Consider the following 13,135-nt stretch of genomic DNA (forward strand, 5'->3'; position numbering starts at 1 on the left):
TTTCAAAGCGGGCGATGGGAATTGAACCCACCTATCCAGCTTGGGAAGCTGGTGTTCTACCGATGAACTACGCCCGCAATCTATTTTACGCAATTCTCGACTAATTTCAAGGAACAAAACTTTCCGCACATTGTGCAGACGTCCGAAAGCGCGGGCAAAGAAGAAGCCCTATATTCCTCCGCTTTCCTGGGATAAACCGCGTACTTGATCTGCTCTTTCCAATCCCTGTTCTTTCGCGCGATAGACATCTTCCTGTCCCAATCCACGGCGCCTTTTACTCCCTTGGCTATATCGGCCGCGTGAGCCGCTATACGGGAAGCGATAACGCCGTCTTCTACGTCCTGGGTGGCAGGATGCCTGAGATGCTCGGAAGGGGTTACATAGCAAAGAAAATCCGCCCCGAAACCGGCCGCCAATGCCCCGCCTATCGCCCCGGAAATATGGTCGTAGCCGGCCGCGACATCGCAGACAAGCGGACCTAGGACATAAAACGGCGCGTTTCTGCATATCTTTTTCTGCAGCAGGATATTCCTCTTTATCTGGTTTAGCGGAACATGCCCGGGGCCTTCTATGATCACTTGGACGCCTTTCTTCAGGGCCCTCTTTGCCAATCCGCCGAGTATCCTCAATTCATGCAGCTGCAATGCGTCGGTAGCATCCAATATGCTTCCCGGGCGCATCCCGTCCCCCAGGCTCAAAGTGATGTCAAACTTACGCGCCATATCCAGCACATCATCAAAAAATTCATATAGGGGATTTTCCTTATTGGAGCGCGCTATCCAGGCAGTCAGCATCGCCCCTCCCCTGCTTACAACGCCGAGAACGCGGCGCCTTTTTTGGGCGATAGACACGGCGGACTTTGTCACGCCGGAATGTATGGTGAAAAAATCCACGCCCATCTCCGCCTGCGTCTTTAACGCGCCAAAGATATCGTCTTTCGTCATCTTCAGGAAACTGCCCCTGGAACGCTCGGCGATCAACGCCGCCTGATAGATCGGCACTGTGCCGACGGGGACACAAGAACGCTTGATCATTGACCGCAGCATGCCCTCAATGTTACCGCCTGTGCTTAGATCCATGACCGTATCTGCTCCGGCCTCTACGGCAACGTCAAGCTTCTCTAATTCATAATTACTGTCCGCCTTATCCTCGGATGTCCCTATATTGGCGTTTACCTTTGTCCTCAGCCCTTTGCCTATGCCGCAGGGCCTGGCGACATCATGGAAGGTATTCTTAGGAATAACGATCTCTCCTTTTGCTATCTTTTTCAGAAGATAACTTATAGAAACACCTTCACATTTGGCGATGCCGCGGATCAAGGTATTGGCCTTATTCCTTCTTGCCTCTTCAATAAGTGTCATTGGTTATTGTGATATACGTTTTTTTAAAAAAGATACTTTTTTACTTACGTCCTTTGCGCCGCAGATCTCCCTTACTACGGCTATCCTCTCTGCCCCGCTATCAATTACAGAATTAAGGTTACCCGAATTGATCCCGCCTATGGCAAAAAACGGTATGCCCACATTCTTAGCCGCCCACCTGATTAAACTTAACCCTACAGGCGCGTACGCGGGCTTGGTAGGGGTCTTAAAAACCGGCCCCACGCTTATATAGTCGGCGCCTTCCTTCTGCGCCTTAAGGCACTGATTGATACTATGGCAGGATATGCCGATGAGTTTGCCCCTGCCGATGATCTCACGGGCGCGCTCCAACGGCAGGTCGTCCTGGCCCAAATGCAGCCCATCAGCATCCACTATCCTGGCAATGTCTGCCCGGTCATTAAGGATCAGTGGTATGCCGTATTTGGATAAGATGCCTTTGATCCGGTAAGCTATACCGATTATTTCTGCCGCGGCAGCGTTCTTTGCCCGAAACTGGATCAGGCCAACGCCTGCCCTGGCCGCTTGAGCGGATACAGCCGGCAGCCGCTTTGTATCAGCGCATATATCCTTATCCAGCACAAGGTATAGATTACGCTCATCCAAACAGAATTTTTTCAAGTGAGTATGTCCTGTAGCGCGCGTATTTTGCCCGCCCCGCAAGCCGCTCATCCACCAATTTAAGGAACTCCTCAAGGACCCTGAGAGATTCCTTTACCCTTTGTATATTAGCAAGCAGTATGCGGTTCTGATCCGCCCTTTTCAGTTCCGCTTTTATATGCCTTATTCCCACGTCTTCGTCTATATTCCTGTATTTGAGGAGGATCTTATAGTCAAACGCGCCGGAGATCAAATCAATACTATGGCGTATCTTCTTGAATTCCCGCGTAGCGCGCTTATCGTCAAAAATAAACCGCGTAGTATCCTCACATACGCGAAGCCCTTCCTTTACCCTGTTTAAATTCGCGTCTATGACCCTGAAGACCTTACTGTTATTGCCGCGCTTATTCAACCTTTTCCTTTGATCGCCTTTATCAGAGCGCTGGTAGAATAGTCCTTGATATAAGGCAAGCTCACTACCCTGCCTCCGTAACCGCGGACAAATGAACCGCCGGCTATCTTCTCCACGCTCCAGTCGCCGCCCTTGACCAGCACATCCGGCCTTATCTTCCTGATCAGATCTTCCGGGGTCAACCCGGCAAAAAACGTGATGAAATCAACGCATTCCAACGCTGAAAGCACATATGCCCTGTCGTTCTGATTGTTGACCGGCCGCTTATCGCCTTTTATCTTTCTTACCGAACTGTCCGTGTTCAGGCCCACGATAAGAATATCAGCGCGGCTCTTCGCCTTCCGCAGATAAGCGATATGCCCTTTGTGCAGGATGTCAAAACAGCCGTTGGTAAAAACCACCCTCAGCCCTTTCTTTCTAAGGGACGCGGCGATCCTGGATATCTCCCGCTGAGATTTGATTTTACTATTTATCAAATGACCCCTCTACTATCTCGCAAATTATATGGCCGATAATTATGTGGGCTTCCTGTATCCTCGCGGTCACCGCGGAAGGGACTACTATGGAAATACCGGCCTCTTTACTTAACTTCCCGCCGCTGCCGCCGGTGAGCGCGATCGTCCCGGCGCCAAGTTCCTTTGCCTTTGCCAGCGCCTTAATGACGTTGGAGGCATTGCCGCTGGTTGATATGCCTATTACCACGTCCTTTTTTTCCGCCAGCGCCTCTATCTGACGGGAAAAGACGATATCGTAGCCGTAATCATTGGCCAGGGCGGTCAAAACAGAGGTATTGGTGGAAAGCGCGATAGCGGGATAGGCCTTCCTTTCCTTCTGAAACCTGCCGATGAATTCCGCCGCTATGTGCTGAGCGTCGGCGGCGCTGCCGCCGTTGCCGCAAAGTATGACCTTACCGCCGGAACGCAGCGCGCCGGTTACAACGGCAGCGGCCCTGATAATATCATCCAGGTGACGCTCTTTGATCTCCTGCTTTATTTTAAGGGATTCGTTAAGAACCCGCTCCGCTATGTTTCTGGCTTCTCTATCCAAAGAACACCTTCGCTATTTCATAAAGTTCCGGATCTATCGTCTTAAGTTTTGTCACCGCCTCTTCCAGCGGCACATCGACTATTTTGTTGCCCTTTAAGCTCACCATATGCCCGAACTTTTTTGTCTTGACCAGCTCTACCGCCTTGACGCCGAAACGCGTGCCCAGGACGCGGTCAAAGGCCGTGGGGCTGCCGCCCCTCTGAATATGCCCGAGGACGCTTACGCGCGTTTCGTATCCGGTGCGCTTTTCTATTTCCCTGGCGAGCAGGTCGCCTATGCCCCCCAATCTTACATGTCCGAATTCGTCAAGTTTTTGCTCCTGCAGGACCATAGAGCCCTTTTTAAACTCGGCGCCTTCCGCCACAACCACGATGCTGAAGGTCTTGCCGCGGCCGTGCCTCTTTTTAAGCAGGATCGCCACCTCTTCAACATCAATAGGGTATTCCGGTATGAGGATGATGTCCGCGCCCCCAGCGATGCCGGCCTCCGCGGCGATCCACCCCGCGTGCCTGCCCATGACCTCAACGACTATTATGCGATGGTGGCTTTCCGCGGTCGTATGCAATCTGTCAATGCATTCTGTGGCTATGTTTATCGCCGTGTCAAAGCCAAAGGTGTAATCCGTGGCAGAAAGATCGTTGTCTATGGTCTTTGGGACGCCCACAATATTCAATCCTTCCTTGCACAGCTTATTGGCAACGCCAAGGGTGTCTTCCCCGCCTACCGCTACCAGGGCGTCAAGCCCCATTTTCTTATAATTATCTTTCGCGCGCTGGACAGAGCCCTCTTCTTTATAGGGATTTGTGCGGCTGGTGCCTAATATCGTGCCGCCCCTGGGAAGTATGCCTGAAATCGCCTGAAGGTCCAATTCCATAGTGTCGTTCTCGATCAACCCCTTCCAGCCGTTCTTTATCCCTATGACCCTGATATTCTCATTAAAGCTTTTCCTTACGACCGCCCTGATAACCGGGTTTAATCCGGGGCAGTCGCCTCCGCCGGTGAGAATTCCAATAGTAGCCATGCCTTTATTCCTCCTTATTATGTATTAATGGCGCCCGTAACCAAAGGGGACAGCCGGCCCTTTGGCATATCTGCCTTCTTCATGCTCTTTCTTGTTCTTTTCCTCATGCGAGATTATCTTGGCGACGTGTATCCTCGCCATGACCTCGGCATCTATGCCTAACTCCTGTATCCTTGACTTTATCATTTCCTGAAGCCTGCTGGTCACATCGGGTATGTTCGTCTCAGACCTCAAGATCAACCGTATGTTCACTTCTATGTTATTTTTCTTCCCCGCTATGACTTTGGGCTTTAACTCCCTTATCTCGGGTATGCCGCTGGAAATCCTCTTGATGAGGTCTTCAACCGCCGAGAGCGCGATGGTCACCTCTCCGGTGGGCATCTTAAAGGCGATCGTCCTTTCGCGCTGCCATCTGCCTGTAATGCCCTGGGTGAAAAAGAGATTGAACAGAAAGATAAACACGGCTACGAGAAAAATTATCTGCCGCGACTGCATATCGTCATATATCAAATGGAGCGCGCTGGAGATGTGCTCCGGGTATATCCAATGCAGCGACAGAGAGATCAACAGTCCGGCCAAAGCGCATATGACTATTGTATAAAAGATAAGCCCCAAAACAGTAAAGAATTTCATCGCCTACCCCCTTTCTATGCCCTGAATATTTATATTGATATCTTTAATGACCAGGTTGGTCGTCTTTTCCAGATTCCTTCTTACATTCTCCTGGACCTGCGAGGCAACATCAGGGATGCTGTATCCGTACTTCACTACCAGCGGGATATCTATCTTGACCTCGCCGTTTGAATCTATATCAACCTTGATGCCTCCTGTTTGCCTGTCTCTGCCGATAAATTCAAAAATAAACCTTCGCATATCGCTTCCCAGCCCCTTTACGCCGTCTATTTCGCAGGCGGCGATAGAGGCGACGGAAGAGATCGCTTTTTTATGGATCTTGACCAAACCGAATTCTGTCCTGGATTCTTCCCTATTCATGCCTTCCCCCTTGAATTTTTGTTATTCTTCCGATTCTTCCTTCAAAATCTCCTGCACAAAATGCGTGGAAAAGTTCCCGCTCACAAAAAGCGGATTATTCAGGATTATTTTATGAAAATCAATCGTCGTGTGTATGGGGGCTATCACGAATTCGTCCAGCGCCCTCCTCATAGTGCCTATGGCCTCGGTCCTGTCCTTGCCGTGCACGATGAGCTTGGCCACCATAGAATCGTAAAAGGGGTTTACCGTGTAGCCCTGGTATACATGGGTATCCACTCTCACTCCCGGGCCGCCCGGCAGTATAAGGGTTTCGATCTTCCCGGGAGAAGGCATAAAGGCCTTGCTGTGATCTTCCGCGTTGATGCGGCATTCAATGGCCGCGCCTTCCATCTTAACGTCTTCCTGGCTCACCTTCAGCTTCTCGCCCGCGGCGATCCTTATCTGCTCCTTGATGATATCCATGCCGGTCACCATTTCCGTTACCGGATGCTCAACCTGGACCCTGGTGTTCATCTCTATAAAGTAATATTTCCCGGTATTTTCATCGAGCAGGAATTCTACCGTGCCGCAGGACAAATACCCTATGCTCTTTGCCCCCTCGATAGCCATCTGGCCGAGGTGCTTCCTGCTTTTGGGGTCGACCAACGGCGAGGGGGACTCTTCAAGGAGCTTCTGGTGCCTCCTCTGGATACTGCAATCCCTCTCACCCAGATGTATTATGTTGCCTGCCTTATCGGCAATGATCTGTATCTCTATGTGGCGCGGCTTCTCAATATATTTTTCTATATAGACGTCTGAATTGCCGAAACTCGCCTCGGCCTCTGTCTGCGCGGTCATCAAAGCTCCGATAAGCCGCACATCGTTATGACAGATCCTCATCCCTCTGCCGCCTCCGCCCGCTACGGCCTTGATGATCACGGGATAGCCCACCTGTTTGGCTATCTTCAGCGCCTCTTCCTTGCTCTTTATGGAGGACTTGCTCCCGGGAATGACAGGAAGCCCTATCTTAAGCATGGTTTCCCTTGCCAGCATCTTATCGCCCATCTGCCGTATATTTTCAGGAGTAGGCCCTATAAAGGTGATCTGGCAGGACTGGCATATCTCGGCAAAATGGGCATTCTCGGCAAGAAAGCCGTAACCGGGATGTATGGCCTCAACGTCTGTGATCTCCGCGGCGCTTATCAAGGCCGGGATATTAAGGTAGCTCTCTTTGCTCGCCGCCGCGCCTATACAAACCGCTTCATCGGCAAACCTCACATGCAGCGAGTCCTTATCCGCTTGCGAATATACCGCCACAGTGCGTATGCCCAACTCTTTGCATGCCCGTATTATCCTGAGGGCGATCTCGCCCCTGTTGGCTATGAGGACCTTTGAGAACATATTATTTATAACGGTTCGATTAAAAAGACGGGTTGGCCGAATTCGACTGGTTCAGCGTTATCAACTAAAACTTCCTTTATCCTGCCCCTTACCTCTGCCTTTATTTCGTTCATCAGCTTCATCGCCTCTATAATGCAAATAACCTGGCCCGGCTCTATGGCATCGCCAGCGTTTACAAATGGCGCCGATTCAGGAGACGGCGCCCTGTAAAAGGTGCCGACCATGGGGGATTTGATCTCTGCCAGCTTGCCTGCTTCCTTAGCTGCTGCCTGCGACTCCTGGGCCCTGGGCAGTACCTGCTCTTTTTCAACTATAACGGGGGAATTCAGGTCGCCTGACTGTGAGGAGCCCTTGCGCAATTTAATGCGAGTCCCGTCCTTTTCGATCTCAAGCTCGGTGAGCCCGTTCTCGTTCATAAGATTTATCATTTCCTTGATCTCTTTAAGGTTCATCTCTCCACCTCTCGGTTATGCCCTTTCAATATATTCCCCGGTCCGGGTATCCACCTTTATCATATCGCCCGTGTTGACAAACAACGGGACATAGACCACCGCTCCGGTCTCAATAGTGGCCGGCTTGCCGCTGCTTTTTGCCGTATCGCCTTTAATGCCCGGCTCCGTATGCTCTACTTTTACTATGATGGTATTCGGCAGGCTTATATTAAGAAGGTCTCCCTTATAAAAATACGCGCTCACCTCCAGGTTGTCCTTAAGAAAAGGCTCCTTGCCCTGCAGATTGTCTTTATGCAGCGCCAGGTCCTCAAAGTTATCCTGGTCTATGAAATGGAACATGTCTCCCGCGCGGTAGGAATAGGCGAGCTTCCTCTCGTCCACAAAGGCCTCCTCGATCTTTTCTTCGCCCCTGAAGGTGTATTCCTGTATATTGCCGGTCTTCAGATTGCGCAGCTTCGTCCTGACAAACGCTGAGCCCTTGCCCGGCTTGACATGGTTGACTTCCACCACCATATACACGTTCCCTTCAACCAAGACCGTAAGCCCTGTCTTAACCTGATTAATGGATAGCATAGAGGATTATTTTACTTAAGATTTAACGCGTTGTCAATACTTCACATCCGCCTTCGGTCACCAGCACCATGTCTTCTATACGCACGCCGAACTTACCCGGCAGATATATGCCCGGCTCAACCGTAAACACCATCCCCGGCAGAAGCCGCGTCATATTTGTTGAGTTGATATACGGCAGCTCGTGCGCTTCCAGGCCTACGCCATGGCCCAGGGAATGCCGGAAGAACTTTCCGTAGCCCCTGCTCGCGATATGGCCCCTCGCTTTATGATCCACATCTTTAGCGCAGATCCCCGGCCTTATTGCCGATATAGCCAACTCTTGCGCCTCCAACGCCGTGTCGTAAATCTTTAGAAATTCCCTGCTCCTGCAGTTACGTTTAAATACCCGGGTTATGTCTGAGTTATAACCCTCAAAATTAACGCCCATATCGATCAGGACCGGCTCATCCCTCTTAAGCCGGCTTTCTCCTGTCGGATAATGAGGCATTGAGCCGTTCTTGCCAAAGGCCACTATGGTATCAAATGCCATGCTTCTGACGCCGTTGCCCCTGGCCAATGATTCTATAGCGATCTGAATATCTATCTCTTTTCTGCCGCGCCTGAGCGTCTTTCTTACCTGTTCAAGGCATTTAGCCGTCCTTGCTATGGCCTTCCTTATCTTTGCTATTTCCCGGCTGCCTTTGAACTGCCTCAATGATTCAACCAGGTCAAATGTATAAACGCAATCAAGGCCGCGGCAGGCATGCTTTATCCTCTTAAGTTCAGCTACGGATAACGACTTGGCCTCAAATCCCATCCGCCTTACTCTCGCTTTTGTAGCCAGCGAGCAGAGCGTTTGGAATATGTTATGGTCTATTATGGCTATCTTAAAAATGCCGGGATATTTTCTCGCCTCTTCTTCGTAACGAAAATCCGTGATCAGGTATTGGGCGCGCCTGGTGATCAACAGATAAGCATCTCTTGATTCAAGGCCGGTCACATATGAAATATTCGGCTGGCTGCTTACAAACAGCGCGTCCAGGCGCAGCTTATATAGTTTTTTCCTCAGCTGAGTTATGGTGTCCCGCGCCATAGGGCCCTACCGCAGGAGTGCTGCCAACGCCTTGAGGCCGAGCAGATAACTGTTTAAACCAAAACCGCTGATCTGGCCGCAAGCTACAGGGGCAACCAGAGAAGTGTGCCTGAATTCCTCTCTGGCGTAAATATTAGAAAGATGGACCTCAACAACGGGTAGTCCCGAAGCGGATATGGCGTCCCTTATCGCGACGCTTGTATGAGTATATGCGGCGGGGTTTATAAGCAGGCCGTCTATGCCCTTCTTTGCCTTGCCTATCTTCTCTACTATGTCACCCTCATGATCGGACTGAAATATCTCCAGCCCTACCTTCTCTTTCTTCGCTGCCTTCATTAGCTCCTCGTTTATCTTCTTAAGCGTGACCTTACCGTAAAACTGCGGCTCTCTTTTTCCCAATAGATCGAGATTCGGCCCGTGTATTATGAGTATCTTTTTCATATTTTATGCCTCCGCCTCATCGATCAGCATAACCGGTATACCGTCGCGAACAGGATATTTACGGCCGCAGGATTTGCAAACGATCTTGCTGTCTTTCAACTCCACATCGTTCTTGCAGGCAGGACAAGCAAGAATATCTAACAACTCTTTATCTATCATTCTATCACCTCGATTAGTTAATGATTACTCCGGCATATCCGACTACGGAACTGTTGTCTCCGGTAACATCTCCGCTTGTCTGATATTTGATCAACTCAGCGTACTTCGCGCCAAGCGCCTTAGCCGCCACCATAGCCACTATTACAGGAGCGATGCCGCACATAGTCATATCCAGCTTTCTGGCGTCGTTAAATAACTTGCGTTCATCCATGCGGGCTATGTCATTCAGGGCGGCCATGTCCTTCTTTTTCGCGGACTCGGCGGACTCATAATGGGTCATATCGCTGCTGGCGACGATCAAGGTATCTTTCTCCGCGTGGCCGGCCTTTAAGGCCCTGGCAATATTTATGCCTATAGCTTCCAGCGTGTCGATCTCCGCGTTTAACACCACTATCGGCACGATACTGATATCCGGCTTCAGGTATTGCAGGAACGGCACCTCTACCTCTATGGAATGTTCAAAACGGTGGGCATCGTAATCCTCTTCCAGGAGCGGGTCATTCTCAAGAAGCAGCGACGCGAGAGCGCCGTTAACCGCGACATCCCCCAGAGGCGTATGCCATTTGCCCGAAGCTATCAGGCTGAATGGCTTACCATAGCCGGTATGATTAGGCCCCAATATGATCGCGCTGCTCTTGATCTTGATCTTGGAAACAACGGCGCCCGCCACCTTTCCGGAATAGGTGTAGCCGGCATGCGGCATAATACAAGCCAGGGCATCTTTCTTAAAAGAGCGATCTTGCACTAACGACCCGAGTTCGCCTCTAAGTTGGGTCTGCGAGCCCGGATAAAACTGGCCCGCGACCGCGGGCATCCGTATCTTGACCTCAGTCATTTTTGGCGTTATCTGCTTCGGCTTCCTATTGAATACCTTCTGCGCCGCTTCTCGCTAGGCTTCTCGTAATGCTTCCTGTCCCTGAGTTCCCTTAGAATACCTTCCCTGTCTATCTTCTTTTTAAACCGCCTTAAGGCAGACTCAAAGGATTCGTTCTTCCTTACCTCAATTTCCGACATCCTGCTTACACCCCCTTAATTTGCGTTTTGCACAGATTAATATATCACCCATTCTCTTGTGTGTCAACAGATTAGAGGACGGCGCTACTCTACTTCAAATGATATGGCTACTGTAAAGGGGAGTTCCGGGTAATCCAGGTCCTTGGGGAAAGGCGGGAACGGCGAGGCATCATAAATACTCTTCAGGGCTATTTCTTTCAGGTAGGGGCCGGCAAAGGTCCTGCCTTGAGCTATCCCGCTATTGATAACCGCCCCGGAAGAGGAGACCGTAAAGGCGATATTGACCTCTCCTGTTTCGGAACGAAAATAATGCTTGTACGCGCTCCTCCTGATCTTTTCTCTTATTATCTCATAATAGCTCATATAGGCGGGGCTTTTGATCTTATCCGCCCCCAGGACGGGAACGGTTATTTTCTTCTTAAATGTGGCCTGGGCCGATTGCGTGGGCAGGGGCTTGTTCACTTTTAAGGCGGAGCGCTCTATGGCGGGGGTTTCATTCTTAATAAAAGGCGGCAACCCTCTGCCCTTAGGCAGCTCCCTCTTCATTTTATTCTGCTGTTGAGCCGTGTTTTTAAGCGGCGCGGCCCTGAGTATTTTATAGGTGATCTCTATCTCATTAAGCGCCTTTCGCGAGGGCAGCATTGTTTTCGGCAGGCGTAAAAATAATACGGCGTGCGTGAGCAGCGAAAAACAGACCGCCATCTTGAAACTTCTCTCGGTAAGCATACGTTTATAGTTTACTAGAATACGGCGCGTATGTCACTCTAAAATTCTATCTTGACGCCGCTCCTGAGCGAAAAGCCGGGCATAGGATAGCCCTGTATCTGGCTGTATTTTCTGTTCAGCATATTATCGATAGACAGAGTATATTCGATATTTTTAATGAGTTGCCGCGAGGCATCCACGCTCATTACAAAGAAATGATCCAGATAGTCCGAGTTGTTTGTCTTGGTGAACCTGTTAGAAACGAACTGTCCGCCGAGTTTCACCTCCCAGCCCCAGACATCATCCGCCGTTATAAACATATCAACCTTATGCTTGGGCCTGTTAGTAAGATACTTATCCGTATCCTTGTCTTTAGACCTCAAGTAATTATAGGAAACGTCTCCTGTTAAATCAAAAAATAAGGGGAATACCGCTTTTAATTCCAACCCTTCAATCATGGCGGAATTGATATTTGTGGGCGTCCATACACCGCCGCTTCCCTCAGCCCAGTTAATCAGCTTATCCGTATCATTTCTGAAGTAAACTACCTCAATGAAATGGCCGTTGGATAACCATTTTTGCAGGCCCATCTCGCCTGACCAGCCCACTTCCGGCTGCAGATTTGGGTTGCCTTCGTATATGCCTGCGGCAGGGTAATATAAATCATTAAACGTCGGCACCCTGAACGACCTGCCTGCGAATGAATGCAACTTTACTGAATCGTTCAGCCAGTAAGAGACGCTGAAAGAAGGCATCAGCTTCTCTCCGAAATTTGAATAGTCGTCCTGCCTTAAGGATGCCTCTATATTAAAATCATCTGACAATGTAAAGGTATTATTAAGATATATCCCCAGTAGCCGGTAGTCGTGCTTGCCGGAACTTGAGCTGTTAAGCAGGTTCTTCTGCCTGTTTAACCCAAGCAGAAACTTATACCTGTCACTGAACCTCTTTTCTATATGCCCGTCAAAGCCGCGCGCCTTGTCATTGGCCGCGTTTTTATTCAAAGGGTCCCTCTTTTCTATAAATTCAATCCGGTCAAAATTGTAATATGACTTGATAGTAAAATTTAATGTATCATCAACCTCTGAATCCCATAATATCTGCGTATAGTTTGACTTATCTATCTGCTCATCATCTAAATCCTGCGCGTTCACCTTTCCCGGTATGCCGTGTTTTTCATAGTGCGCGCCGGTATGGACTGTGAGTTTGTTGGTTTCATTAATGTCATACACCGCTTTAAACGCCTGGATATTTGCCCTGTATTTGGAATTATCTCTGTGCCCCTGCGATGTTTTTCTAGTCCCGGATACTATATACCCTAATTTCCCGAATGTCCCCGAGTTATATAGCGTATTGATATTTGTCCTGAATGTGCCGAACTCACTCCTTATGTATGTATGCTGCTTCTTATCCGGCTCTTTTGTGATTATGTTGGCTACGCCTCCTACCGCGCTTGAGCCGTAGAGGTTTGATGCCGGCCCCCTGACTATTTCAACCCTGTCTATCATATCAAGCGGTATCTTTGCCAGGTTTGCCTGTCCGTGCCGTGAATTATTCAAGGAAACCCCGTCAAGCAGTATCAGCGTCTGGTTGTCGGTAGCCCCCCTTATACGCAGCGTCTTCTGCGCCCCTATGCCGCCGTAACTTAGCACCTGCGCCCCTGAAGCATAATCCAGCGCATCCGCTACATCGTCTATGTTTCCGGATCCAATATCTTCGCTGTCAACAATATCTAAACTTCTTGTGGTTTCCTTGTACTTCTGCTTGGAGCGCGACGCGCTGACTACGATTTTATCCAACTCATACTCTTCGGCCAGGGCGCTGCCGCCGAACACCATCACTAAAATTAATCCCGCGATAAAAACCAAATTTCTCCTGTTCATCTCT

18 protein-coding genes and 1 tRNA gene are annotated in these 13,135 nt (G+C 49.8%); all 19 read right to left on the reverse strand.

From position 1 onward, the window contains the following. Window positions 1-6: 6 nt before the first annotated feature. Window positions 7-77: transfer RNA gene (locus tag PHR44_05575), tRNA-Gly, on the reverse strand. 3 nt (window positions 78-80) lie between these two features. Further along, window positions 81-1,361, reverse strand: coding sequence for a phosphomethylpyrimidine synthase ThiC (thiC, locus tag PHR44_05580; protein MDD4910131.1), 1,281 nt, complete (start codon window positions 1,359-1,361; stop codon window positions 81-83). Window positions 1,362-1,364: 3 nt separating this feature from the next. Continuing rightward, a complete protein-coding gene (gene thiE / locus PHR44_05585) occupies window positions 1,365-2,000 on the reverse strand; it encodes a thiamine phosphate synthase (GenBank protein MDD4910132.1) in 636 nt (211 codons plus the stop codon). Next, window positions 1,978-2,391, reverse strand: a complete 414-nt coding sequence (locus PHR44_05590; GenBank protein ID MDD4910133.1) for a thiamine-phosphate pyrophosphorylase — start codon at window positions 2,389-2,391, stop codon at window positions 1,978-1,980. The genes thiE and PHR44_05590 overlap by 23 nt, the downstream gene beginning before the upstream one ends. Further along, window positions 2,388-2,867, reverse strand: coding sequence for a D-glycero-beta-D-manno-heptose 1-phosphate adenylyltransferase (gene rfaE2, locus PHR44_05595; protein ID MDD4910134.1), 480 nt, complete (start codon window positions 2,865-2,867; stop codon window positions 2,388-2,390). Before rfaE2 ends, PHR44_05590 begins: the two co-directional genes overlap by 4 nt. After that, on the reverse strand, window positions 2,857-3,438 hold the full coding sequence (locus tag PHR44_05600; GenBank protein ID MDD4910135.1) for an SIS domain-containing protein: 582 nt from the start codon (window positions 3,436-3,438) through the stop codon (window positions 2,857-2,859). Before PHR44_05600 ends, rfaE2 begins: the two co-directional genes overlap by 11 nt. Then, entirely contained in the window at window positions 3,431-4,459 is a 1,029-nt protein-coding gene (locus PHR44_05605; GenBank protein MDD4910136.1) for a 6-phosphofructokinase, read from the reverse strand. Before PHR44_05605 ends, PHR44_05600 begins: the two co-directional genes overlap by 8 nt. A 24-nt stretch (window positions 4,460-4,483) precedes the next feature. Next, window positions 4,484-5,092 carry an alkaline shock response membrane anchor protein AmaP gene (gene amaP / locus PHR44_05610; protein MDD4910137.1) on the reverse strand — a complete coding sequence of 203 codons (609 nt, stop codon included), beginning with the start codon at window positions 5,090-5,092 and terminating at the stop codon, window positions 4,484-4,486. 3 nt (window positions 5,093-5,095) lie between these two features. Continuing rightward, a complete protein-coding gene (locus PHR44_05615; protein MDD4910138.1) occupies window positions 5,096-5,452 on the reverse strand; it encodes an Asp23/Gls24 family envelope stress response protein in 357 nt (118 codons plus the stop codon). Between the two features lie 21 nt (window positions 5,453-5,473). Continuing rightward, window positions 5,474-6,832 (reverse strand): acetyl-CoA carboxylase biotin carboxylase subunit, encoded by a 1,359-nt coding sequence (accC, locus tag PHR44_05620; protein MDD4910139.1) that lies wholly within the window; start codon window positions 6,830-6,832, stop codon window positions 5,474-5,476. Window positions 6,833-6,837: 5 nt separating this feature from the next. Continuing rightward, entirely contained in the window at window positions 6,838-7,284 is a 447-nt protein-coding gene (gene accB / locus PHR44_05625; GenBank protein MDD4910140.1) for an acetyl-CoA carboxylase biotin carboxyl carrier protein, read from the reverse strand. 15 nt (window positions 7,285-7,299) lie between these two features. Next, entirely contained in the window at window positions 7,300-7,857 is a 558-nt protein-coding gene (efp, locus tag PHR44_05630; GenBank protein MDD4910141.1) for an elongation factor P, read from the reverse strand. A gap of 22 nt (window positions 7,858-7,879) precedes the next feature. Next, window positions 7,880-8,929: a Xaa-Pro peptidase family protein gene (locus PHR44_05635; GenBank protein MDD4910142.1), complete on the reverse strand. Its 1,050-nt coding sequence runs from the start codon at window positions 8,927-8,929 to the stop codon at window positions 7,880-7,882. Window positions 8,930-8,935: 6 nt separating this feature from the next. Next, complete coding sequence (gene aroQ, locus PHR44_05640; GenBank protein MDD4910143.1) at window positions 8,936-9,370, reverse strand: type II 3-dehydroquinate dehydratase; 435 nt, start codon at window positions 9,368-9,370, stop codon at window positions 8,936-8,938. 3 nt (window positions 9,371-9,373) lie between these two features. Beyond that, on the reverse strand, window positions 9,374-9,529 hold the full coding sequence (locus tag PHR44_05645) for a Trm112 family protein (GenBank protein MDD4910144.1): 156 nt from the start codon (window positions 9,527-9,529) through the stop codon (window positions 9,374-9,376). A gap of 13 nt (window positions 9,530-9,542) precedes the next feature. Further along, the gene (amrB, locus tag PHR44_05650) at window positions 9,543-10,364 is read right to left on the reverse strand and encodes an AmmeMemoRadiSam system protein B (GenBank protein MDD4910145.1); all 822 of its coding nucleotides are present in this window, start codon (window positions 10,362-10,364) and stop codon (window positions 9,543-9,545) included. A gap of 8 nt (window positions 10,365-10,372) precedes the next feature. Then, window positions 10,373-10,543 (reverse strand): 30S ribosomal protein S21, encoded by a 171-nt coding sequence (gene rpsU, locus PHR44_05655; GenBank protein ID MDD4910146.1) that lies wholly within the window; start codon window positions 10,541-10,543, stop codon window positions 10,373-10,375. 84 nt (window positions 10,544-10,627) lie between these two features. Beyond that, window positions 10,628-11,245: a hypothetical protein gene (locus PHR44_05660; GenBank protein ID MDD4910147.1), complete on the reverse strand. Its 618-nt coding sequence runs from the start codon at window positions 11,243-11,245 to the stop codon at window positions 10,628-10,630. Between the two features lie 62 nt (window positions 11,246-11,307). Then, window positions 11,308-13,131, reverse strand: coding sequence for a TonB-dependent receptor (locus PHR44_05665; protein ID MDD4910148.1), 1,824 nt, complete (start codon window positions 13,129-13,131; stop codon window positions 11,308-11,310). Window positions 13,132-13,135: the final 4 nt, after the last annotated feature.

The sequence above is a fragment of the Candidatus Omnitrophota bacterium genome (assembly GCA_028707125.1).
In the GTDB taxonomy this organism is placed as follows: Bacteria; Omnitrophota; Gorgyraeia; order Gygaellales; family JAQTUX01; genus JAQTUX01.

What these genes read in the sequence shown, in the direction of transcription:
- PHR44_05615 (MDD4910138.1), bottom strand. Translation starts at nt 5,452, where the DNA reads ATGAATAGGGAAGAATCCAGGACAGAATTCGGTTTGGTCAAGATCCAT.
- PHR44_05665 (MDD4910148.1), bottom strand. Translation starts at nt 13,131, where the DNA reads ATGAACAGGAGAAATTTGGTTTTTATCGCGGGATTAATTTTAGTGATG.
- PHR44_05605 (MDD4910136.1), bottom strand. Translation starts at nt 4,459, where the DNA reads ATGGCTACTATTGGAATTCTCACCGGCGGAGGCGACTGCCCCGGATTA.
- efp (MDD4910141.1), bottom strand. Translation starts at nt 7,857, where the DNA reads ATGCTATCCATTAATCAGGTTAAGACAGGGCTTACGGTCTTGGTTGAA.
- rpsU (MDD4910146.1), bottom strand. Translation starts at nt 10,543, where the DNA reads ATGTCGGAAATTGAGGTAAGGAAGAACGAATCCTTTGAGTCTGCCTTA.
- amrB (MDD4910145.1), bottom strand. Translation starts at nt 10,364, where the DNA reads ATGACTGAGGTCAAGATACGGATGCCCGCGGTCGCGGGCCAGTTTTAT.
- PHR44_05645 (MDD4910144.1), bottom strand. Translation starts at nt 9,529, where the DNA reads ATGATAGATAAAGAGTTGTTAGATATTCTTGCTTGTCCTGCCTGCAAG.
- accB (MDD4910140.1), bottom strand. Translation starts at nt 7,284, where the DNA reads ATGAACCTTAAAGAGATCAAGGAAATGATAAATCTTATGAACGAGAAC.
- accC (MDD4910139.1), bottom strand. Translation starts at nt 6,832, where the DNA reads ATGTTCTCAAAGGTCCTCATAGCCAACAGGGGCGAGATCGCCCTCAGG.
- PHR44_05660 (MDD4910147.1), bottom strand. Translation starts at nt 11,245, where the DNA reads ATGGCGGTCTGTTTTTCGCTGCTCACGCACGCCGTATTATTTTTACGC.
- PHR44_05635 (MDD4910142.1), bottom strand. Translation starts at nt 8,929, where the DNA reads ATGGCGCGGGACACCATAACTCAGCTGAGGAAAAAACTATATAAGCTG.
- aroQ (MDD4910143.1), bottom strand. Translation starts at nt 9,370, where the DNA reads ATGAAAAAGATACTCATAATACACGGGCCGAATCTCGATCTATTGGGA.
- thiC (MDD4910131.1), bottom strand. Translation starts at nt 1,361, where the DNA reads ATGACACTTATTGAAGAGGCAAGAAGGAATAAGGCCAATACCTTGATC.
- amaP (MDD4910137.1), bottom strand. Translation starts at nt 5,092, where the DNA reads ATGAAATTCTTTACTGTTTTGGGGCTTATCTTTTATACAATAGTCATA.